The organism is Actinoallomurus spadix (genome assembly GCF_024055725.1).
Taxonomy (GTDB): Bacteria; Actinomycetota; Actinomycetes; order Streptosporangiales; family Streptosporangiaceae; genus Actinoallomurus; species Actinoallomurus spadix.
This window is the reverse complement of sequence record NZ_JAMXMX010000007.1, coordinates 157,567-178,759: the sequence shown is the minus strand read 5'-3', so window position 1 is coordinate 178,759 and position 21,193 is coordinate 157,567. Positions and strand designations below refer to the sequence as shown.

General features: G+C 70.6%; 18 protein-coding genes and 1 tRNA gene. 6 read left to right on the top strand and 13 right to left on the bottom strand.

Annotated features, from left to right (window positions below; genetic code table 11):
• Positions 1–20 precede the first annotated feature (20 nt).
• Positions 21–1,391 carry a cystathionine beta-synthase gene (locus NE235_RS12475; RefSeq protein WP_252802095.1) on the bottom strand — a complete coding sequence of 457 codons (1,371 nt, stop codon included), beginning with the start codon at positions 1,389–1,391 and terminating at the stop codon, positions 21–23.
• 208 nt (positions 1,392–1,599) lie between these two features.
• Here NE235_RS12475 and NE235_RS12470 point away from each other — a divergent pair, with 208 nt between their 5' ends.
• From NE235_RS12470 to NE235_RS12460, 3 genes are all read left to right on the top strand, one after another.
• Positions 1,600–2,820 carry an acetyl-CoA C-acetyltransferase gene (locus tag NE235_RS12470; RefSeq protein WP_252802093.1) on the top strand — a complete coding sequence of 407 codons (1,221 nt, stop codon included), beginning with the start codon at positions 1,600–1,602 and terminating at the stop codon, positions 2,818–2,820.
• 216 nt (positions 2,821–3,036) lie between these two features.
• Positions 3,037–3,264 carry a DUF4287 domain-containing protein gene (locus NE235_RS12465; RefSeq protein ID WP_252777695.1) on the top strand — a complete coding sequence of 76 codons (228 nt, stop codon included), beginning with the start codon at positions 3,037–3,039 and terminating at the stop codon, positions 3,262–3,264.
• 6 nt (positions 3,265–3,270) lie between these two features.
• Positions 3,271–3,681 carry a PPOX class F420-dependent oxidoreductase gene (locus tag NE235_RS12460; RefSeq protein ID WP_252802091.1) on the top strand — a complete coding sequence of 137 codons (411 nt, stop codon included), beginning with the start codon at positions 3,271–3,273 and terminating at the stop codon, positions 3,679–3,681.
• Between the two features lie 101 nt (positions 3,682–3,782).
• On the opposite strand, the gene NE235_RS12455 is transcribed toward NE235_RS12460, so the two are convergent.
• The 8 genes from NE235_RS12455 to eno form a co-directional block, all read right to left on the bottom strand.
• On the bottom strand, positions 3,783–4,568 hold the full coding sequence (locus tag NE235_RS12455; protein WP_252802089.1) for a Bax inhibitor-1/YccA family protein: 786 nt from the start codon (positions 4,566–4,568) through the stop codon (positions 3,783–3,785).
• 272 nt (positions 4,569–4,840) lie between these two features.
• Positions 4,841–4,915, bottom strand: a tRNA-Leu gene (locus tag NE235_RS12450).
• Between the two features lie 99 nt (positions 4,916–5,014).
• Positions 5,015–6,358, bottom strand: coding sequence for an NAD(P)/FAD-dependent oxidoreductase (locus NE235_RS12445; RefSeq protein WP_252802087.1), 1,344 nt, complete (start codon positions 6,356–6,358; stop codon positions 5,015–5,017).
• 337 nt (positions 6,359–6,695) lie between these two features.
• Positions 6,696–7,508, bottom strand: coding sequence for a uracil-DNA glycosylase (locus NE235_RS12440; RefSeq protein WP_252802085.1), 813 nt, complete (start codon positions 7,506–7,508; stop codon positions 6,696–6,698).
• 29 nt (positions 7,509–7,537) lie between these two features.
• Positions 7,538–8,641 carry a Ppx/GppA phosphatase family protein gene (locus tag NE235_RS12435; protein WP_252802083.1) on the bottom strand — a complete coding sequence of 368 codons (1,104 nt, stop codon included), beginning with the start codon at positions 8,639–8,641 and terminating at the stop codon, positions 7,538–7,540.
• A gap of 121 nt (positions 8,642–8,762) precedes the next feature.
• Positions 8,763–9,320, bottom strand: coding sequence for a DUF501 domain-containing protein (locus tag NE235_RS12430; protein WP_252802081.1), 558 nt, complete (start codon positions 9,318–9,320; stop codon positions 8,763–8,765).
• Positions 9,321–9,468: 148 nt separating this feature from the next.
• Positions 9,469–9,891, bottom strand: coding sequence for an FtsB family cell division protein (locus tag NE235_RS12425; RefSeq protein WP_252802079.1), 423 nt, complete (start codon positions 9,889–9,891; stop codon positions 9,469–9,471).
• A 12-nt stretch (positions 9,892–9,903) separates the two neighbouring features.
• The gene (gene eno / locus NE235_RS12420; protein ID WP_252802077.1) at positions 9,904–11,184 is read right to left on the bottom strand and encodes a phosphopyruvate hydratase; all 1,281 of its coding nucleotides are present in this window, start codon (positions 11,182–11,184) and stop codon (positions 9,904–9,906) included.
• A gap of 269 nt (positions 11,185–11,453) precedes the next feature.
• Here eno and NE235_RS12415 point away from each other — a divergent pair, with 269 nt between their 5' ends.
• From NE235_RS12415 to NE235_RS12405, 3 genes are read left to right on the top strand one after another with little or no spacing between them, the layout of a single operon-like run.
• Entirely contained in the window at positions 11,454–12,500 is a 1,047-nt protein-coding gene (locus tag NE235_RS12415; protein ID WP_252802075.1) for an ABC transporter substrate-binding protein, read from the top strand.
• A 28-nt stretch (positions 12,501–12,528) separates the two neighbouring features.
• Positions 12,529–13,308 (top strand): ABC transporter ATP-binding protein, encoded by a 780-nt coding sequence (locus NE235_RS12410; protein WP_252802073.1) that lies wholly within the window; start codon positions 12,529–12,531, stop codon positions 13,306–13,308.
• Positions 13,298–14,182, top strand: coding sequence for an ABC transporter permease (locus NE235_RS12405; protein ID WP_252802071.1), 885 nt, complete (start codon positions 13,298–13,300; stop codon positions 14,180–14,182). Before NE235_RS12410 ends, NE235_RS12405 begins: the two co-directional genes overlap by 11 nt.
• A gap of 9 nt (positions 14,183–14,191) precedes the next feature.
• On the opposite strand, the gene NE235_RS12400 is transcribed toward NE235_RS12405, so the two are convergent.
• The 4 genes from NE235_RS12400 to NE235_RS12385 form a co-directional block, all read right to left on the bottom strand.
• Positions 14,192–14,473, bottom strand: a complete 282-nt coding sequence (locus tag NE235_RS12400) for a PDDEXK family nuclease (RefSeq protein WP_252802069.1) — start codon at positions 14,471–14,473, stop codon at positions 14,192–14,194.
• Positions 14,474–14,674: 201 nt separating this feature from the next.
• On the bottom strand, positions 14,675–16,195 hold the full coding sequence (locus tag NE235_RS12395; RefSeq protein ID WP_252802067.1) for an MFS transporter: 1,521 nt from the start codon (positions 16,193–16,195) through the stop codon (positions 14,675–14,677).
• 161 nt (positions 16,196–16,356) lie between these two features.
• Positions 16,357–18,756, bottom strand: a complete 2,400-nt coding sequence (locus NE235_RS12390; RefSeq protein WP_252802066.1) for a penicillin-binding protein — start codon at positions 18,754–18,756, stop codon at positions 16,357–16,359.
• A 176-nt stretch (positions 18,757–18,932) separates the two neighbouring features.
• On the bottom strand, positions 18,933–21,140 hold the full coding sequence (locus NE235_RS12385) for a transglycosylase domain-containing protein (RefSeq protein WP_252802064.1): 2,208 nt from the start codon (positions 21,138–21,140) through the stop codon (positions 18,933–18,935).
• Between the last annotated feature and the right edge of the window lie 53 nt (positions 21,141–21,193).

The window sequence follows — 21,193 nt, the reverse complement described above, 5'->3', positions numbered from 1 at the left end:
CCTATCGCCCGGTCGGCCGGTCAGCCGGTCGCGAGGAAGCCCAGGAGGTCCTGGCGGGTGATGAGACCGGCCGGCTTGCCGTCGACGAGGACGACGGCGGCACCGGCGTTCTCCAGGACGCTCACGGCCTTGCTCACGCCCTCCCCCGAGCCGACCATCGGCAGCGGCGGCGCCATGTGGTCGCTCAGCGGATCGTCGAGACCCGCCTTGCCGCTGACCAGGGCGGCCAGAAGGTCGCGCTCCCCGACGGAGCCGACGACCTCGGCGGCCATGACCGGCGGCTCCTCCTTCATGACGGGCAGCTGGGAGACGTCGTACTCCCGCAGGATGGACACTGCGGTGCCGACCGTCTCATGCGGATGGACGTGCACGAACTCCGGCAGCCCGGACCCCTTGCGGGCCAGCACGTCGGCGATGCGCGGCTCCTCGGTCTCGGCACTGAGGAAGCCGTAGTCGGCCATCCAGTCGTCATTGAAGATCTTGGACAGGTAGCCGCGGCCGCCGTCGGGCAGCAGGACGACGACCACGTCGTCGGGGCCGGCCTCGGCCGCGACGCGCAGCGCGGCCACGACCGCGAGCCCGCAGGAGCCCCCGACGAGCAGCCCCTCCTCGCGGGCCAGCCGCCGCGTCATGGTGAACGAGTCCTTGTCGCTGACGGCGATGACCTGGTCGCAGATGTCCCGGTCGTAGGTCTCGGGCCAGATGTCCTCGCCCACGCCCTCGACGAGGTACGGCCGGCCGGTGCCGCCGGAGTAGACCGATCCCTCCGGGTCCGCGCCGATGACCTTGACACGCCCGCCCGAGATCTCCTTGAGGTACCGGCCGGTGCCGGTGATGGTGCCGCCGGTCCCGATGCCCGCGACGAAGTGCGTCACCCGGCCCTCGGTCTGCGCCCAGATCTCCGGCCCCGTCGTCTCATAGTGGGAGCGCGGGTTGTTCGGGTTGGCGTACTGGTCGGGCTTCCAGGCTCCGGGGATCTCGGCGGCGAGCCGGTCCGAGACCGAGTAGTAGGAGTCCGGGTGGTCCGGTGAGACCGCGGTCGGGCAGACCACGACCTCGGCGCCGTAGGCCCGCAGGACGGCGATCTTGTCGTTCGCGACCTTGTCCGGGCATACGAAGACGCAGCGGTAGCCCTTCTCCTGCGCCACGATCGCGAGCCCGACACCGGTGTTGCCGGAGGTGGGTTCGACGATCGTGCCACCCGGCTTGAGGGCGCCGGACTCCTCGGCGGCCTCGACCATCCGGACGGCGATGCGGTCCTTCACCGAGCCGCCCGGATTGAAGTATTCGACCTTGGCGAGCACCTGCGCGCGGGCTCCGGTCGTGACGTTGCGAAGGCGCACCAGGGGGGTGTCCCCGATGAGCTCCGTCAGCGAGTTGTGCACGTGCACCAGCGACGTCCCTGTCGTCGGCAATAAGTTCTGTTCAGACGGTACCCCACCCGCCCTGACCACCGGGTTCGGCGCTCGTGACGGTGAGTCGCCGCGGGTGGTCGACGCACGGGGCTACCCATCAGTAGGTTTGCGGCCTGGCACGCAGTAGCCTGCGAACGGGACTGGAGGGCCGCCGCCCGGCCGGCCAAGGAGAAGGAGAGCCATCATGCCCGAGGCTGTCATCGTCGCGACCGCTCGCTCCCCGATCGGTCGAGCCTTCAAGGGATCGCTGAAGGACCTGCGCCCCGATGATCTCACCGCGCGCATCGTGCGGGCGGCGCTCGACAAGGTCCCGCAGCTGGACCCGAACGACATCGACGACCTGCTGCTGGGCTGCGGCCTGCCCGGCGGCGAGCAGGGCTACAACATGGCCCGCGTGGTCGCCATCCTCCTCGGATACGACAACATCCCGGGCGCCACGATCACGCGCTACTGCTCCTCGTCCCTGCAGACCACGCGAATGGCCTTCCACGCCATCAGGTCCGGCGAGGCGGACGTCATCGTCTCCGCCGGGGTGGAGATGGTCAGCCGGTTCGCCAAGGGCAGCAGCGACGGCCTGCCCGACACCCAGAACCCGCTGTTCGGCGAGGCCCAGGCCCGTACCGCCAAGCGCGGCGAGGGCAACGCCGAGACCTGGCGCGACCCCCGCGAGGACGGCGCGCTCCCCGACGTCTACATCGCGATGGGCCAGACCGCCGAGAACGTCGCCCAGCTGCGCGGCATCAGCCGTGAGGAGCAGGACGAGTTCGGAGTGCGCTCCCAGAACCTCGCCGAGAAGGCGATCGAGAACGGCTTCTTCGAGCGTGAGATCACGCCGGTGGAGCTGCCCGACGGCACCGTGGTCAGCAAGGACGACGGCCCGCGCGCCGGAACGACGCTCGAGAAGGTCTCCCAGCTCCAGCCGGTCTTCCGGCCCGACGGGACGGTGACGGCCGGCAACTGCTGCCCGCTCAACGACGGCGCGGCCGCGGTCGTCGTGATGAGCGACACCAAGGCGGCGGAGCTCGGCATCACGCCGCTGGCCCGCATCGTCTCCTCCGGGGTCTCGGCGCTGTCGCCGGAGATCATGGGGCTCGGGCCGGTGGAGGCGTCCCGCCAGGCCTTGAGGCGAGGCGGCCTGACGATCGACGACATCGACCTCGTCGAGATCAACGAGGCGTTCGCCGCGCAGGTGATCCCGTCCTACCGCGACCTGGGGATCGACCTCGACAAGCTGAACGTCAACGGCGGCGCGATCGCGGTGGGCCACCCGTTCGGCATGACCGGCGCGCGGATCACGGGCACGCTCCTCAACGGGCTCCAGTGGCACGACAAGACCTTCGGCCTCGAGACGATGTGCGTCGGCGGCGGCCAGGGCATGGCGATGGTGTTCGAGCGCCTCAGCTGAGGTGTCCGGAGGCCCAAGCGACGGGCCGGTTCACGTAAAACTCCCCGGCGGGACACGCCCGCCGGGGAGTTTCGTTAGCACCTCGTAACCTGCGACGGGCGGACGGTGACGAATGATCTACGTGCCGTGACAGAAAGCTCTCCGCCGGGGGGTTGTGTGATTGCGATGGGTGTTGCAGAGTCATCAACAAGCAGCACGCCCAGCCAGGAGGTGCCTATGTCTTTGAACCACTCACCGGAGACGCACAAGAACCTCATCGCACGCATCCCGAAAGTCACAGGACGTGACCTCCCCGAGTGGTTCGAAGCCATAGACAACGGCCCCGCCTTCCTCCGATGCGACGAGCGGGTCAACTGGCTGGCGGACGAACACGGACTCTCCCACGGCTACGCCTCCGCCCTCGTGCACGAGCACGAGCTGCACCGGCGCGCCGTCCGATTCTGACCCGGCGTGGAGCAGCGCAGGGCGCTCGACTTCATCGCCAAGCACCACCGAGCGGTGATGGTCACGTTCCACGCCGACGGCCGCCCGCAGACCTCGCCTGTCCTCTGCGCGGCCGATGACGAGGGGCGGATCATCGTCAGCACACGCGAGACCGCGGCGAAGACGCGCAACCTGGTGCGCGATCCCCGCGTCACCTTCTGTGTCTTCACTGACGCCTTCTTCGGCGAGTGGATCCAGGTGGACGGCGAGGCCGAGGTCGTCCGCCTGCCCGACGCGATGGACCCACTGATCGACTACTACCGGAAGGTCTCCGGCGAGCATCCCGACTGGGACGACTACCGCGCGGCGATGGAACGAGATCGCCGGGTCGTCGTCCGGGCGACGATCGTGCGCGCCGGTCCGGACTTCCACGGCTGAGCCGGCGCCGGCGCCCCGCTCCTCGCGGAGGCGCCGGCGCCGGCCATGCCCTGGCGGCATCCGCCGCACGCCGCCCGCGTCAGTCCTTGTCGGCGCCCTCGTCAGTCCCGGTCGTAGAAGTAGGACAGGAACCGGAGCAGCTCCAGGTAGATCCAGAGCAGGCTCACGGTCAGTCCGAACGCCGCGAGCCACGCGGCCTTCCGCGGCGCGCCCGAGCGGACCCCGTCCTCGATGGAGCGGAAGTCCAGCAGCAGGTAGAAGCAGCCGACGAGGATCGCGACGACGCTGAAGGCGATGCCGAGCGGGCCGTTCTCCCGGAGCCCGATCCCGCCGACGTGGAAGAGCGACACGAGCAGGTTGAGCAGCATGAGGCCCAGGAGCGCGAACCCGGCGGCGACCACGAAGCGGACGAATTTCGGGGTCACCCGGACGATCCGCAGGGCGTAGACGGTGAGTGTCGCGCCGAACGCCAGCGCCGTGCCGACGACGGCCTGCAGCACCACGCCGTTGTAGAAGGAGTTGTAGGCGTGGCTCACCACGCCGACCGTCACGCCGTACGCGGCCGCGTAACCGAGCACGAGGGCGGGATTGACCCGGCGGCCGAACGTCAGGATCGCCCAGCAGATCAGCCCGACCACGACGCCGGCGAGCGCGACGGCGTTGGCGAGGCGGTCCGGGACGAGGATCCACGCGGCGGCCCCCGCCACGGCGAGCGTGCCGAGCGTGAGGAGGGACCGTACGACGACGTCGTCGATCGTCATCGACCGGGGCGGCGCGTACGACGACGTGTTGTACATCGCCTCGAGCTGGTACACGCTCGGGGCGTATCCCGACGACTGCTGCCCGAACGCGCCACGCCGGGACAGGACCGGGTTCCGGCTCTCCATGGCTCTCCTCCGACTCGTTGTTGACGATTCAACGACGGCGCCCGGTCACGTGTTCCCCACCGGCAGGGTCCCCCACACGTTCCCGCGCCGCGCGGGAGAGGCATCGGCAGGCTCGTCGCGGAACGCCCATATCACGGATTGCACGGATCCGCGCGGCCGATATCGGACAAGAAGCGGCGGACCGATACCGACCGAACTGACGGCCATAATGCCGCCAGGGACACTCGGACGAAAGGTGTGGATTGCTTCCCACGACCCTTGTCAAGCTGCAGTGCCCCCGGTCGGAGTCGAACCGACACAACCGACTCTTTTAGGGAGTCTGCCTCTGCCTGTTGGGCTACGGGGGCGGCGTAATCATACCGGGCATGAGCCAATAAGGGACCACCCAGTAAATGCGACAAATAACGCCTATTAGTGCCGCGCCCTAATTACAGGCCGAATACCACTCAGTCTTTAGCGGCGAGCTCGAACTCCTCGCGGGGCCGCGTGATCGACCCCAGCGAGACGACCTCCCGCTTGAAGAAGAAGGCGAGGGTCCAGTCGGCGGTCACCCGCGCCTTGCGGTTGACCGTGGGCACCCGCGACAGGTGGTACGTGCGGTGCAGCCACCAGGCGATGAGCCCCCGCATCTTCACGCCGTAGATCTGGGCGACGCCCTTGTGCAGCCCGAGGCTGGCGACCGAGCCGGCGTAGGAGTGTTCGTAGCGCTTGAGCTCCTTGCCGCGCAGCATGGCGACGACGTTGTCCCCCAGGACCTTCGCCTGCCGGACGGCGTGCTGCGCGTTCGGCGCGGTCAGGTTGCCCGGTTTCGTCAGATCGGGAACGGCCGCGATGTCACCGGCGGTGAAAGCGCCCTCCACGCCCTCCACCGTCAGCTCGGCGGTGGCCTTGAGCCGGCCCTTCTCATCAAGTGGGAGATCGGTGCGCCGGACGAGGGGATTGGGTTTGACACCCGCCGTCCAGACGAGTGTTCCCACGTCGAACTCTTCACCATCACTGAGGACGATGTGGTGCCCTTCGGCCGATTTGAGGAGCGTCTGGAGTTTGATCGCGATGCCGCGTCGCCGCAGCGTCTCGACCGTCCAGCGGCCCATCTCCGGGCCGACCTCCGGCAGGATGCGGTCGCTCGCCTCGACCAGCACCCACCGCATGTCGGACGGTTCGATGGTCGGGTAGTAGTCGCAGGCGTCGCGGGCCATGTCCTCCAGCTCCGCCAGCGCCTCGACACCCGCGTAGCCGCCGCCGACGAAGACGAACGTCAGCGCCCGCCTGCGGACCTTCTCGTTGGCCGTCGAGGCCGCGATGTCGAGCTGCGCGAGCACGTGGTTGCGCAGGTAGATGGCCTCGCCCACCGTCTTGAAACCGATGCCGCACTCGGTGAGGCCGGGGATCGGCAGCGTCCGGGAGATGGATCCGGGGCAGAAGACGAGGACGTCGTAGGAGAGCACGCGCGTCTCGGCGGACTGCTCGCCGCCGCCTCCCTCCGCGCTGGTGCTCCCGACCACCTGGACCCACGCCTGGCGCTTCGCGTGCTCGACCTTGGTGACCCGGCCGTTGAGGATCGTCGCCCGCGGGAGCACGCGGCGCAGCGGCACGACGACGTGCCGTGCCTCGACGTTGCCGGCCGCCGCCTCCGGCAGGAACGGCTGGTAGGTCATGTACGACTGGGGGTCGACCACCGTGATCTGCAGTTCGCCGCTCTTGAGCTCGCGGCGCATCTTCTTGTGCAGACGGAGCGCGGTGTACATGCCTACGTAGCCGCCACCGACGATGAGCACGTGCGTTGCCATACGGGTTTCGGTACCCATGGGATCCTCCCGAAACGGCCGGATACTTTGTGAAAAGTTTCACAATCTCGCTTTTTACTCTACGCCGGCAGGCCGGGCGATCACAGACCCCGTCCTGTGAACCCGATCACGTACGAACCACTCGGCGAGAAGCCGCGTCAAAGAAGGAGAAGGAACCCGCGCGGTGACGGGCGGAGCGAGGGGGCCGTGCAGTGGAAGCGGGGGCTCCACTGTGCGCCGCCCCGCCCGTCACCCGCCGGATCCGCCGCCCCCGGGGCGCCTCACCCCCGGCACCGGACACGCGGGCCGCTCACACGGACGGCCTGGCCCCGGTCCGGGCTCAGCCGGGAAGGCGCGCGTACCCGCGGGCCCGGGTGAACACCGCGTCGAGCATCGGCTCCGTCACCCGTCCCGTGAAGGTGTTCTGCTGGCTCGGGTGGTAGCAGCCGAGCAGCAGGGTCTCGGCGCCGTCCGGCGCGATCAGGGGCACCTCGACGCCGTGCCCGAAAGCCGGGCGCGGAGCGGGCAGGGCGTACCCCGCCTCCCGCAGCGCCGGCCACAGCGCCTGCCAGCCGTATCCGCCCAGCACGACGATCGACCGGACCGTCCCGGCGACGAGGGCGAGCTCACGGACGAGCCAGGGAAGGCAGGCGGAGCGTTCGGCCGGGGTGGGCTTGTTGGCCGGCGGCGCGCAGCGCACCGGGGCCACGACCCGGGCGCCGAGCAGCCGCTGCCCGTCCCCCGCGTGGGTGCTGGTCGGAATCGCGGCCAGACCGGTCCGGTGCAACGACGCGAAGAGCCAGTCGCCGCTGCGGTCCCCGGTGAAGATCCGTCCGGTGCGGTTGCCGCCGTGCGCGGCGGGCGCCAGGCCGACGATGAGGACGCGGGGCTCCGGATCCCCCCAGCCCGGGACCGGGCGGCCCCAGTACTCCTCCTCCGCGAACGCCCGGCGGCGTTCGACGGCGACCTGTTCCCGCCAGGCGACGAGGCGGGGACAGGCGCGGCACACCGACTGGCGCGCGACGAGCTCGCCGAGCGCGGGGGCGGAGTCCGCGAGGGCGCGGACGTCCTCCGGGGTCCGCGCGACCGGCGTGTCCGGGCCGGCGGGATCCTCCGGATGTCCGGATCCCGGGGGGATGAAGGGGGCGTTCATGCCGTCGTACTCGGTTCGCTCCTGCGGGGTCAGACCAGCGACCAGGCGATGCCGTCGAGGATGTCCCGCTCGCTCACGATCACGTCGGCGAAGGCGTACTCGCGCATGATCCGGTCGAGGATGAGCGCCCCGGCGCCGATGACGTCGACCCGCCCGGGGTGCATGACGCCGATCCTGCCGCGCTCGTCGTGCGTCGAGCGCAGCAGCGTACGGGTCACGTCGTGCACCTGGCGCGCCTTGATCCGCGACAGGTGGATGCGCTCGGAGTCGTACGCGGGCAGGTCCAGGGCGATGCCCGCGACCGTGGTCACGGAGCCGGCCAGCCCGACCAGGGTGCGCGCCTCGGCGACGGGTACGGCCGGCAGGCTCTCGGCCGGGCGCGCGGGCGCGGTCTCGGCGAGCGCGCGGGCGGCGGCGAACGGGTCCGCGGCGTCGGCCAGCGCGCGGGCGGCCGCCGGGTCGGCGCCCGGAGCGCCGTTGCCGGGCGGGCCGGGGACGCCCGCCGTCTCCTGCGCCGCCTGGCCGTCACGGACGCTCGCGAGGGCCGCGTCGATGTCCGCCACGGCGGCGGCCACCTGCTCCGGCGACGGCGGGTCGGAGCGCAGGTGCCGCTCCGTCAGGCGAACGCAGCCGATGTCGACCGAACGCGCCGCCTCGACCTCGCCGGTGCCGAAGACGAACTCGGTGGAGCCGCCGCCGATGTCGACGACGAGGTACGGGCGCATGGGCCGCAGCGCCGACAGGTCCTTCGTCGCGCCGATGAAGGAGAGGCGCGCCTCCTCCTCCCCCGTCACTACCTCGGGCTCCACGCCGAAGATGTCGACGACGCCCCGGACGAAGTCGTCCCGGTTGCTCGCGTCACGAGTCGCGCTGGTCGCCACGACCCGCGTCCGGATCGGGGTACCGGTGACGTCGTGCGTGGCGATCAGCTTCGCGTAGCCTCGCATGGCCGCGAACGTGCGGTCGAGCGCCTCAGGGGCCAGGCGACCGGTCTTGTCGACGCCCTGCCCGAGCCGCACGATCTCCATCCGGCGTTCGAGATCGGTCAACCGGCCGTCGACGATGTCGGCGATCAGCAGCCGGACGGAGTTCGTTCCGCAGTCGACCGCCGCGACACGCGTCGCTGTGCTCACGATTCGCTCGCCTCCCGGCGCACCTCTTCGGCGCGGTCGTCCCGCGCTCCTCCACCTCCGACCGCGCCCGAGAGGCCCGGCTCCCGCAGGCCGCCCGCTTCGGCCGCCGACTTACAGCAAATCATGACAGGCCCTGACAGGTCGTGTCATCGGATCCCGGGGGCGGCACGGCCTCGGTGCCACATGTGGCCGCGCACGAGCCCGTACGCCACCAGTCGGGCATCCGGTCCAGGGCCTCCCGGCCGAAGGGATTCACGCCGGGGACCGCCAGCTCGTGGGCGACCAGGGCGTGCAGGCACTTGACCCGGGCCGGCATGCCGCCCGCGGTCTGCATGCCGTCCGGGAGCGGCTCGAGGCCGTCCTCCTCGGCGGCGGCGTCACGGCGGTCGAGGTAGTCGCGGTGCGCCGCCTCGTACGCCGCGGCCAGCTCCGGGTCGGCGCCGAGCCGCGCGGTCATCTCGCGCATCAGCCCGCTCGCCTCCAGCGTCCCGATCGCCGAGGCGGCCTTCGGGCAGGTCAGGTAGAACAGCGTGGGGAACGGCGTGCCGTCGGGCAGCCGGGGCGCGGTCTCCACCACATCGGGCAGCCCGCAGGGGCAGCGATGGGCGATCGCCCGCAGCCCGCGCGGCGCGCGGCCCAGCTGCGCGGCCACCGCCGCGACGTCGCGTTCCTCGATCACCGGTAAGCCCTCCGGAGTCACCTGCAGGCCCGCCTGCCGGCCCGGGCCCGCAGCACCGGACCCGGCGCCGTCATCGGCGCGCCGGGCCGGGCCGGGACCTGCGAACCGGCCGCGCCGAACCTGATATGCCAGCGCTCAGAGTATGCGGTCAGCGGCGCCGATCCGCCGCGTCCACCGAGCGCCACAGCGTGACGTACCAGGGCGGGGTGGGCGGCGGACGCTTGTGGGAGGCGTCCTGGCCGCTCGTCTGCCCCCCACCCAGCACCACGTAGCACTTCGCGCCCGGATCGCACATGTGCAGGCGGCGGCGCGCCTCCCGCCTGATGTAGGACTCGTCGCCGAGCCGCTGTTTCTGCCGGGAGAGCTGCTCGACCTGAGCCCGCGCCACGCGCTGCTGCACGCGCAGCGAGGCGATCTCCCGTCGCTGGGCGATGTACTCCCGGACGGGATAGGCGAGGCTCAGGGCGATCGCGCAGGCGACGACCGCCAGGATGGCGGCGCGACTCGTCAGATGAGCGCGGCGCGCCTCCCTGGCCTTCCGCTCAGGCGGCCGCCGCTTCTCCTCCGCCATGGGGGCGTGGCCTCACTCCCCGTGGAAGCGAGGGAACGCCGCCTTTCCGGCGTACCGCGCGGCGTCGTCGAGGAGCTCCTCGATGCGCAGCAGCTGGTTGTACTTGGCCACCCGGTCGCTCCGGGCCGGGGCGCCCGTCTTGATCTGGCCGCTGCCCACGGCGACGGCCAGGTCGGCGATCGTGGTGTCCTCGGTCTCGCCGGAACGGTGGCTCATCATCGTGCGGAAGCCGCTCATGTGGGCGAGGCCGACCGCGTCGAGGGTCTCGGTCAGCGTGCCGATCTGGTTGACCTTCACCAGGAGCGCGTTGGCCGCGGCGGAGTCGATGCCGCGCTGCAGGCGCTCCGGGTTGGTGACGAACAGGTCGTCGCCCACGATCTGGACGCGGGAGCCGACGGCCTCGGTGAGCGCCTGCCAGCCGGCCCAGTCCTCCTCCGACAGCGGGTCCTCGATGGAGACCAGCGGGTACGCGTCGAGCAGCTCGCCGTAGTAGGACGCCATCTCCTCGGCGGAGCGCTTGCCGCCCTCGAAGGCGTAGGTGCCCTCGGAGTGGAACTCGGTGGCGGCCACGTCCAGGGCGAGCGCGATGTCGGCGCCCGGGCGGAAGCCGGCCCGCTGGATCGCCTCCAGGATCAGGTCGAGGGCGTCACGGTTGCTCGGCAGCTCGGGGGCGAAGCCGCCCTCGTCGCCGAGCCCGGTCGCCAGGCCACGGCCCTTCAGCACGGCCTTCAGCGCGTGGTAGGTCTCCGCGCCCCAGCGCACGGCCTCGCTGAACGTCGACGCGCCGATCGGCGCGATCATGAACTCCTGGATGTCGACGTTGGTGTCGGCATGGGCGCCGCCGTTGAGGATGTTCATCATCGGCACGGGCAGCAGGTGCGCGTTCGGCCCGCCGACGTAGCGGAAGAGAGGGAGGTCGGCGGACTTGGCGGCGGCCTTCGCCACCGCGAGGCTCACGCCGAGGAGGGCGTTCGCGCCGAGGCGGGACTTGCCGGGAGTCCCGTCGAGGTCGATGAGCGCCTGGTCGATCAGGCGCTGGTCGTCCGCGTCGTAGCCGAGGATCTCGGGCGCGATCTCGTCGACCACACCCTGCACGGCCTTCTCGACGCCCTTGCCGTTGTACCGCTCACCGCCGTCGCGTAGCTCGACGGCCTCGAACTGGCCGGTCGACGCGCCGCTCGGCACCGCGGCACGCGCCTCGGTGCCGTCGTCGAGCAGCACTTCCACCTCGACCGTGGGGTTGCCGCGGGAATCGAGGATCTCCCGAGCGTGTACGGCTTCGATCGACGACACTTGAGCTCCTTGTGATCACTATCGGACCTTTCGCCCCTGAGCCTAGTCGCCCAGGGGCTGACCGCCGCGCAACGCCACCCCCCTTCCGCGCGGACGATCGTGCCTTCCATCGTGCGGCCGGATCGGGCCACCGACCGTCCATCTGCGACCTGTTCGTCCCGTAGTCAGCCTGTTACACCCGCCTTCCCCGTACTTGACGCTCACTTCGATTCCCTTGTCTACTTAAGCGACCAATCAGACCTGTTCGATAGACAAAGTGGGAGACGCCCATGAAACCGCGGCTCGCGGCCTTCGGCCTTGCCATCCTCGCCGGCACCGGGCTGCTCACCGCGTGCGGCGGTGGCGGCGACGACGCGAAGGCGTCCTCCGGCGGCGACGACACCGTCGTCCGGCTCGGCTTCTTCCCGAACATCACCCACGCCACGGCGCTGGTCGGCGTGCAGAAGGGGATCTTCACGAAGCACCTGGGCAAGGCTCCCAAGACGCTGACCTTCAACGCCGGCCCGGCGGCCACCGAGGCGGTGTTCTCCGGCGCGGTCGACGCGACGTACGTCGGCCCCAATCCGGCCATCAACGCCTTCGTGAAGTCGCACGGCCAGGCCATCAAGATCATCGCGGGCGCGGCCAGCGGCGGCGCCGCCCTCATCGTCAAACCCTCCATCACGTCCGCCGCCGGCCTGCGCGGCAAGAAGATCGCCACGCCTCAGCTCGGCAACACCCAGGACGTGGCCCTCCGCTACTGGCTGAAGCAGCAGGGCCTCAAGACCGACAAGGCCGGCGGCGGCGACGTCCACGTCGTCCCCCAGGAGAACTCCCAGACCCTCCAGGCGTTCGCGCAGGGCCAGATCGACGGCGCGTGGGTACCGGAGCCGTACGCCTCCCGGCTCGTCCTGGAGAGCAAGGGCAGAAAGCTGGTCGACGAGGCGTCGCTGTGGCCCGGCGGCAAGTTCGTCATCACCAACCTGATCGTGCGGACCGAGTTCCTCAAGAAGCACCCCGCCCTGGTGAGGAAGCTCCTTGAGGCGCAGGTCGAGGCCACCGCCTACATCAACTCCGACAAGGCCGGCGCGGAGCAGGCCGCCAACACCGAGCTGGCGTCCCTGACCGGGAAACCGCTCAAGCAGGCCGCCCTCGACGCGACGTTCAAGAACGTCACCTTCACCAACGACCCGATCGCCTCGTCGCTGAAGGCCAGCGCCCAGCACGCCGAGGCGGTCGGCCTCCTCGACCACGTCGACCTGAACGGCATCTACGACCTCGGCCCGCTCAACGAGGTCCTCAAGGCGAAAGGCGAGCCGGCGGTGAGCGACTCGTGATCCGCGCGCTCGGCTGAGGGAGAAGGACATGTCTGCCACAACACGGGAACCGGAGCGCACGACCGCCCCGCCGGTGCGGATCGACGGCGTCTCCAAGGCGTACGGGACCGGCGGCGGGGCGCTGCTGGCACTCGACAAGGTGTCACTGTCGGTCGAACCGGGCGAGTTCGTCTGCATCCTGGGCGCGTCAGGGTGCGGCAAGAGCACGCTGCTGTCGATCGTGGCCGGGCTGGACCGGCCGACGCTCGGCACGGTCGACGCCGGCGGCGCGCGGGTCGGCCTGATGTTCCAGGAACCCGCGCTGTTCCCCTGGCTCACCGTCGCCGGCAACGTCGAGCTGGCCCTGCGCACGCGGGGCGTGCCCAAGGCCGAACGCCGGCGGCGGGCCGCCGAGCTGCTGGCCGCCGTCCACCTGGACGGCTTCGGCCGCAAGCGGCCCCACCAGCTGTCCGGCGGCATGCGCCAGCGCGTCGCCATCGCCCGCGCCCTCGCCCAGGACAGCGACGTCCTGCTCATGGACGAGCCGTTCGGCGCGCTCGACACGATGACCCGCGACCTGCTCCACGACGAGCTGGAGCGCATCTGGTCCGAGCGCTCCCTGACCGTGCTGTTCGTGACGCACAACGTGCGCGAGGCCGTACGCCTCGGCGACCGCGTCGTCCTGCTGTCCAGCCGCCCCGGCCGGGTGGTCGAGGAGTTCCCCGTGCCGCTGGACCGGCCCCGGCGCATCGACGACGCCTCCGTCGCCGCCCTGGCGGGACGGATCACCGACCGGCTGCGTGAGGAGGTCGGCCGCCATGGAGCGTGAACCGGCGAAGCCGGGCACCCCGGCGACGAACGTGCTCGAGCGACAGATCGCGGGCCTGGACGCGCTCGAGATGGCGAACCGCTCACGGCCCGGTCTCCTCCGGCGGACCTGGGCGTCGACGTGGCCGGTGCTCGCCGCGGTCGCCATCGCGATCGGCGCCTGGGAGCTCGTCGTGCTCAGCGGCTGGAAGCCGACGTACGTCCTGCCCGGTCCGGCGCAGGTCTTCCCGCAGCTGGGCAGGGACCTGAGCGAGTCGTCGTTCTGGGCGGGGCTGGGCCTGACCATGCGCCGCGCGATCATCGGCTTCGCGCTGGCGATCATCGCCGGGGTGCTGCTCGGCGCGGTCGTGTCGCGGGTGCGGTTCCTGCGGGTGGCGTTCGGCTCGCTGATCACCGGGCTGCAGACGATGCCGTCGATCGCGTGGTTCCCGCTCGCGATCCTGCTGTTCCAGCTCAGCGAGAGCGCGATCCTGTTCGTCATCGTGCTCGGCGCGGCCCCGTCGATCGCGAACGGGCTCATCGCCGGCGTCGACTACACGCCGCCGATCCTGCTGCGGGCCGGCAAGATCCTCGGGCTGCGCGGGCTCGCGCTGTACCGGCACCTGATCCTGCCCGCGTCGCTGCCGGCCTTCGTGACCGGGCTGAAGCAGGGGTGGGCGTTCGCCTGGCGCAGTCTGATGGCCGGCGAGCTCCTGGTGATCATCGGGCACCACACGTCGCTCGGCGTCCGCCTGGAGTACGCCCGGGAGAACATCGACGCCCCCGACATGATCGCGGTGATGATCGTGATCCTGTTCATCGGGATCGTGATCGACCGGCTCTTCTCCGCCGCCGACCGCGCCCTGCGCCGCAGCCGCGGCCTCGACCCGTCCTGAGGATCGCCGTCAGCGACGGCGCTTGAGCAGGTCCGCCGGGTCGATCTCCCCGAGCGGATCGGGCAGCTGCAGCGTCTCACCACATACGGCTCGGGCCACCTCGTCGTAGTGGCCCGAGCCGAGCCGCTGCAGGATCAGCGTCGGCCGCTCGTCGTCCTCATCGACCTCCACGAGGAGGTACCAGGGAATGCGGGCGACGGAGTACAAGTGATTCTTGTAGACCCCGTCTTCCTCGGTCCAGGGACCGTCATGGAACCAGAAGTCTTCGTACGGCACGGCTTCGGCGATCACCTTCGCCCGCCTTCCGACGATGTCGACACCAGTCTGGCATGCCGGCATCCTAAGCAGGAATGAGCACGCCGTGCAGGTGAATCACTACTCTTCGCAATCGACCGGCAAAACGCCGGATCACATCCACACGGCGCCCGGGCCCGCATCGGGGATTCTCCGATGCGGGCCCGGGCGCCGTCAGGATGGGGTGAGGTGGGGCCGTCAGACGGCCGGAGCCGGGCCGGGGCCGGGCTCGAGGTCCTCGATCCGCTCGACGAGCGTCTCCGGGACCTTCTTCGCCGCGCCGAGCGGGGCGGCGAGCTCCTCCAGCGAGACCCCCTCGGCCTTGACGCCGAAGATCGCGGCGATGACCCCCGCGAAGGCCATGACGCCCGCCGCGATCAGGTAGGCGATGAACAGCTTGCCGCGGTCGGGGTGGTCCTGGTCGCCGATCAGGGCGCCGAAGATCGTCGGACCGAGGGACCCGAAGACCTGCGCGATCGCGAAGAACAGGGCGATCGCCTGGGACCGGAGCTCCATCGGGAAGATCTCACTGACCGTCAGGTAACCCGAGCTGGCGGCGGCCGAGGCGATGAAGAAGATCACCGTCCAGAGCACCGTCTGCGTGAGAGCCGACAGCGAACCGATCTTGAAGAGGTAGCCGCTGACCGCCAGAAGCACGCCCGACACGAGGTACGTACCGGCGATCATCTGCTTGCGGCCGACCGTGTCGAAGAGCCGGCCGATGAGCAGCGGGCCGAGGAGGTTCCCGGCCGCGAAGGCGAAGAAGTACTTCGCCACGTCGTGGTCGGACACCCCGTAGAAGTGCTTGAGCACCAGGCCGTACGTGAAGAAGATCGCGTTGTAGAGGAACGACTGGCTGATCATCAGGGTGGCGCCGAGCAGCGACCGGGACGGGTAGTCACGGAACAGCGTCTTGGCGACCTGGGCGAACGAGACCGACTCCTGCGGCCGAATCTCGACGTACCGGTCGGGGTCGACCGGCTCCAGGGTGCGGCCGGACGCCTCGACCTCGCGTTCGATCAGCGCGACGGTCTTCTCCGCCTCTTCGGCCTGGCCGTGCGCGAGCTGCCAGCGGGGGCTCTCGGGGAGGGTGCGCCGCAGGCCCCAGATCGCGACGCCGATCACCGGGCCGATGAAGAAGCCGACCCGCCAGCCGACGTTGTCGGCGAGCAGGCTGTGGTTGAGCAGGGCGTACTCGCTCAGTGAGGCGACGATCGCGCCGAACCAGTAGGTGCCGCTGACCGCCAGGTCGACGCGGCCTCGGAATCGCGCGGGAATGAGTTCGTCGATCGCGGAGTGGATGGCCGCGTACTCACCGCCGATGCCCATTCCGGCGATGAAGCGGAGCGCCAGGAAGCTCCCGTAGTTGAACGAGAAGGCGGTCAGCCCGTTGGCGACCAGGTAGAGCGCGAGGGTGGCGACGAACAGCCGGCGGCGTCCGAGCCGGTCGGACAGCCGGCCGAACACCAGCGCGCCGACGACCTCGCCGATCAGGTAGATGGTCGCCGAGAATCCGACGTTCTGAGAGCTGAGGTGGAGGGTGCCGGAGTGCTGTAGAACCGGGCCGACGATGCTGGCGATCTGGATCTCGAGCCCGTCCAGGATCCACGCCACGCCGAGCGCGGCGATCATCCGGGTGTGGAAGCGGGACCAGGGCAGCCGGTCGATTCGGGCGGGCACGAGGCTTCGTACGGGGCCCTGTTGCGGGATAGCGCCCACGTCGTCTCCTTTGCCGTGTGGTTGCGTACCGTCAGGATGCGCTTACGTTAGAAAGCGGCGAACACACGAAGAAGAGATCGTGGATAGATCTGAGGTTCAGGGCGTGATTCGGCGCGCAACGCCCGATATTTGGCGATATGCGGCGTTCTCCGGATGCGGGATCAGAGGGCGCCGTGGGCCCGGCCGACCGGGGGGATCGTCGGCGGGGTCGGGATGCCGGGCGGGGGCGTCTGGACCGGGCCGCCCGGCGGCTTCGGCCCGTCCGGCGGGGTGGGTCCCTTCGGCGCGCCCTTGCTGACGTAGAGGGTGACCGTGGTGCCGGGCTCGACCGAGGCTCCGCCGCCCGGCGAGGTCCGCGCGACGGTGCCCTTGGGGTAGGCGTCCGAGGAGACGCGCGGGCCGAAGCTCACGTCGAAGCCCGCGCCCCTCAGCCGGGCGGCGGCCGCCGACGCGCTGAGACCGAGGACGTCGGGGACGTGCACGCGGTCCTCGCCGGATCCCTCGCTGTAGTAGTCGCTCGGCGGGCGGTGGAAGTCGTGCGCGGGCACGTCCCGCAGCGCGCCGAGCATCGTCTGGCGCCAGATCGGCGCGGGGATGTCCGCGCCGAACACCTCGCCGAAGCAGCGGCCGCCCAGGCAGACGTCCCGCAGCGGATGCCGGTAGCCGCCCCGCGGGTCGCCGACCCAGACCGCACTCGCCAGGTCGGGGGTGTAGCCGGCGAACCAGGCCGAGGAGAAGCCGTCGACCGTGCCCGTCTTGCCCGCCGCGTCGCGGCCGATGCCCTCCCCGGCGGCCGTGCCCCGGGTCAGCACCCCGCGCAGGACATGGTTGACGGCGTCGGCGACGCCTCTGTCGACCGCCTGGTGGCAGTGGGCGCTCGGCACCTTCAGCTCGTGCCCGGCGGTGTCGGTGACCCTCGTGAGGACGATCGGGTCGCAGTACTCGCCGCGCGCGCCGAACGCCGCGTACGCCGCCGCGACCCGCAGCGGCGAGACGGTGTTGAAGCCGAGGGTGAAGGAGGGGTACTGCTGCAGCGCCTTTCCGTCGGCGCGGCGCATGCCGAGCTTCTCGGCCACCTTCACGGTGTCGCAGAGGCCGACCTCCTTCTCCAGCCGGAGGAAGAAGGTGTTGACCGAGTGCCAGGTTCCGGTGACGAGGCTGAACGTCCGGCCGCCCTCGCCGTCGCCGGAGTTGCCCAGCGACTCGGTGGAGCCGACCGGCTTGCCGTCGCAGTCACGGAACCCGGTCGGGGTGTAGTGGTCGGGGGCCATCAGGCGGTGCCCGAACGGCATCCCCTGGTCCAGCGCGGCCGCCAGCGTGAAGATCTTGAAGGTGGATCCCGCCTGCATGCCGATGCTGGTGCCGTGGTCGGAGTCGGCGGCGAAGTTGACCCAGGTCTTGCCGCGCTTCTCGGCGGGCCCCAGCTTCCGGTCGACGACCATGGCCTTGACCTTGCCGGTGCCCGGCTCGACGAGCGCCTCCGCCGCCGCCTTGTGGCTGGAGTTCTTCGGCGGGACGTAGTGGTCGACGGCGCGCTGGGCGGCGCGCTGCATCCGCGGGTCCAGCGTCGTCCGGATGACCAGACCGCCGCGCCGCAGGAGCCTGGTGCGCGCCTTGACCGTCTTGCCGAAGATCGGGTTTCCGAGGATCTCCCGCTCGACGTAGTCGCAGAAGAACGGCGCCGAGCTCTCCGTACAGCCGTTCGGCGTCGACGTGACGTGCAGGTCGAGCGGGGTGCGCTCGGCGGCGGACGCGGTGCCGGCGGACAGCCAGCCGAGCTCGCTCATCCGGGCGAGCACGGTGTTGCGGCGCTGCGCGGCCAGTTTCGGGTTGACGGTCGGGTCGTAGGCGTACGGATAGCGGACGATGCCGGCCAGCAGCGCCGCCTCGGAAAGGGACAGCTTCGCGGCGGAATGCCCGAAGTAGTGCCGTGCGGCGGCCTCGACGCCGTACGCACCCCCGCCGAAGTAGGCGATGTTGAGGTACCGCTCGAGGATCTCGTCCTTGGTCAGCCGTTTCTCCAGCGCCACGGCGTACCGCAGTTCGCGGAGCTTGCGGGCCGGCGTCGTCGCCAGCGCCGACCGGCGTTCGGCGTCGCTGTCGGCCGTCTCGACGAGGAGGTTCTTGACGTACTGCTGGGTGATGCCCGACCCGCCCTGCGTGACCTCGCCGGCGGCGAGGTTGCTGGCCAGCGCGCGCACCGTGCCCTTGAGGTCGAGCCCGCCGTGCTCGTAGAAGCGGCTGTCCTCGATCGCGAGGATCGCCTTGCGCATGATGGGGGCGACCTTCTTCAGGGGCACGTCCAGGCGGTTCTCGTAGTAGAACGTCGCCAGCTTCGACCCGTCGGCGGCGAGGATCACCGAGCGCTGCGCGACCGGCGGGGTCTGCAGATCACCGGGGATGGCCTCGAACCAGTTCGCGCCGTTGCGCGCGCCGACGCCGACCATCCCGACGGTGGAGAAGGCGATGAGCGCCGCCAGCACGCCGGCGACGACCCCCGCGCCCGCGAGGCGCCCGATGATTCTCAGGGCGTCACTGCGCGGGCCGACCCCAGAAGACACGGGGTCAGCGTACGCCGAACCGAGCTCGGAAGGATCTCCGCGGTCCAACAAAACACCGCCGCTTCCGGACACAGCAGCACAGGAAGCGACATATCAACCACGGAATCGGCGTTCCGCGGCCGTCCGGGAGGAGTTCGGTACCGTCCGGGAGGAGTTCGGTACCGTCCGGGAGGAGTTCAGTCTCCCTTCCACGGCCAGGTGGACGGCGGCCTGAAGAACCACGGCAGGTGGCTGTTCGGCTCGGGACCGTCCCTCCGCTCCTGATCCGCGCCCTCGGCCTTGTCCTTCGCCTTGTCCTTGTCCTTGTCGTCGTCCTCCTTCTCGCCGTCACCGGCCCGGAAGTACTCCCCCGGCGGGGACTCGAAGTCGTGCGCCGGGACCCCCTTCAGCGCGGCCTCCATCGTCGCCCGCCAGATCGGCGCCGGGACGTCCGCGCCGTACACCTGGGCGTAGCACGCCTCACCGAGGCACACGTCGCGCAACGGGTGCTTGTAGCCGCCACGCGGGTCGCCGACCCAGACCGCGCTCGCCAGGTCCGGGGTGTACCCGGCGAACCAGGCGGCCGAGAAGTTGTCGACCGTGCCCGTCTTGCCCGCCGCCGGGCGCCCGAGCTCGTTGCCCTTGGCCGTGCCCTTGGTCAGGACGCCCCGGAGCACGTGGCTGACCGCGTCGGCGACGCCCTCGTCGATGGCCTGGTGGCACTTGGCGCGCGGGACCGGCAGGGGCCCCGTCGGGCCGGTGATGCTCGTGATGGCGATCGGGCGGCAGTAGCGGCCGCGGGCCGCGAACGCCGCGTACGCCGCCGCGAGCCGCAGCGGCGAGACCGTGTTGAACCCGAGTGTGAACGAGGGGTACTGCTCCAGCTTCTGCCCGGTCGCGCGGCGCATGCCCAGGCGCGTCGCCATCTTGTACGTGGCGCAGAGCCCTACCTTGCGCTCGAGTTCGAGGAAGAAGGTGTTGACCGAATGCCACGTGCCCGTGACCAGCGTGAACTGCTTCCCGCCCTCGCCGTCGCCCGCGTTGCCGAGTGAGACGCTCGGGTCGCCGACGCGGTCGCCGTCGCAGTTGCGGAACCCCGTCGGCGTGAACGACTTCGGCGCGTCCAGCCTGTCACCGAACGCCATCCCCTTCTCCAGCGCGGCGGCGAGCGTGAACACCTTGAACGTCGACCCCGCCTGCATGCCCAGGCTCGACCCGTGGTCGGAGTCGACGGCGAGGTTCACCCACAGCGTGCCGCGTTTGGTGCTGTCCCCCATCCGGCGGTCCAGGGCCATCGCGGTGATCTCGCCCGTACCCGGCCGGATGAGCACCTCGGCGGCCGCCTTGCCCGATTTGTTGTCCGGGGGAACGAAATGGTTCAGCGCGTGCTGGGCGGCCTTCTGCATGCGTGGTTCGAGGCTCGTGGAGATGCGCAGACCGCCGCGTTGCAGGAGGAACCGGCGCTCCTGGGCGGTCCTCCCGAAGGCCCGGTTCGCCAGGAGCTCCCGCTGGACGTAGTCGCAGAAGAACGGCGCCGAACTCTCCACGCACCCGTTCGGCGTGGCGGTGATCCGCAGTTCCAGCGGCCGGGCCTTGACCTCCGCCGCCTGCGCGGGCGTGATGATCTTCAGCTCGGCCATGCGGTCCAAGACCGTGTCCCGGCGCTTCCGGCCCCGCACCGGGTGCAGGTTCGGGTCGTACGTCTGCGGCGCCCGTACGACGCCCGCCAGCGTCGCCGCCTGGGCCAGGGACAGGTCGGCGGCGTGCACGCCGAAGTAGTGCCGGGCCGCCGCCTCCACGCCGTACGCGCCGTCGCCGAAGTAGGCGATGTTGAGGTAGCGCTCCAGGATCTGGTCCTTGGTGAGGTGCTTCTCCAGGCCGATGGCGAGCCGCAGTTCACGGAGTTTGCGGACCGCGGTCGGTTCGAGCGCGTCCTGGCGCGCCGCGGTGGTCGTCGCCGTCTCGGCGAGGGCGTTCTTAACGTACTGCTGGCTGAGCGTGGACCCGCCCTCGACGACGGTTCCGGCGCTGAGGTTGGCGATGAGCGCCCGCAGGATGCTCTTCGCGTCGAGGGCACCGTGCTGGTAGAAGCGGCTGTCCTCGATCGCGACGATCGCCTGGCGCATGACGGGCGCCACCCGGCTCAGCGGCACCTCGACGCGGTTCTCGTAGTAGAAGGTCGCGAGCTTGGAACCGTCCGCGGCCAGGATGACCGAACTCTGCGGCAGCACCGGGGTGGCCAGCGAGTCCGGCAGCGTCTCGAAGGCGTGGTTCGCGGCCTTCATGCCCAGCCCGGTGGGCAGCAGGACGGGCAGCGCCAGGCACGCCGACAGCACGCCGGCGGCGACCGCGGCGATCACCAGGTCCTTCAGCCGCGCCGATCGCCGCCCCGTATCCGTCCCCACACTTCGCGGTCATCCCCACACAGACGGTGATCGGAACCTGGGGAGGGGATTTC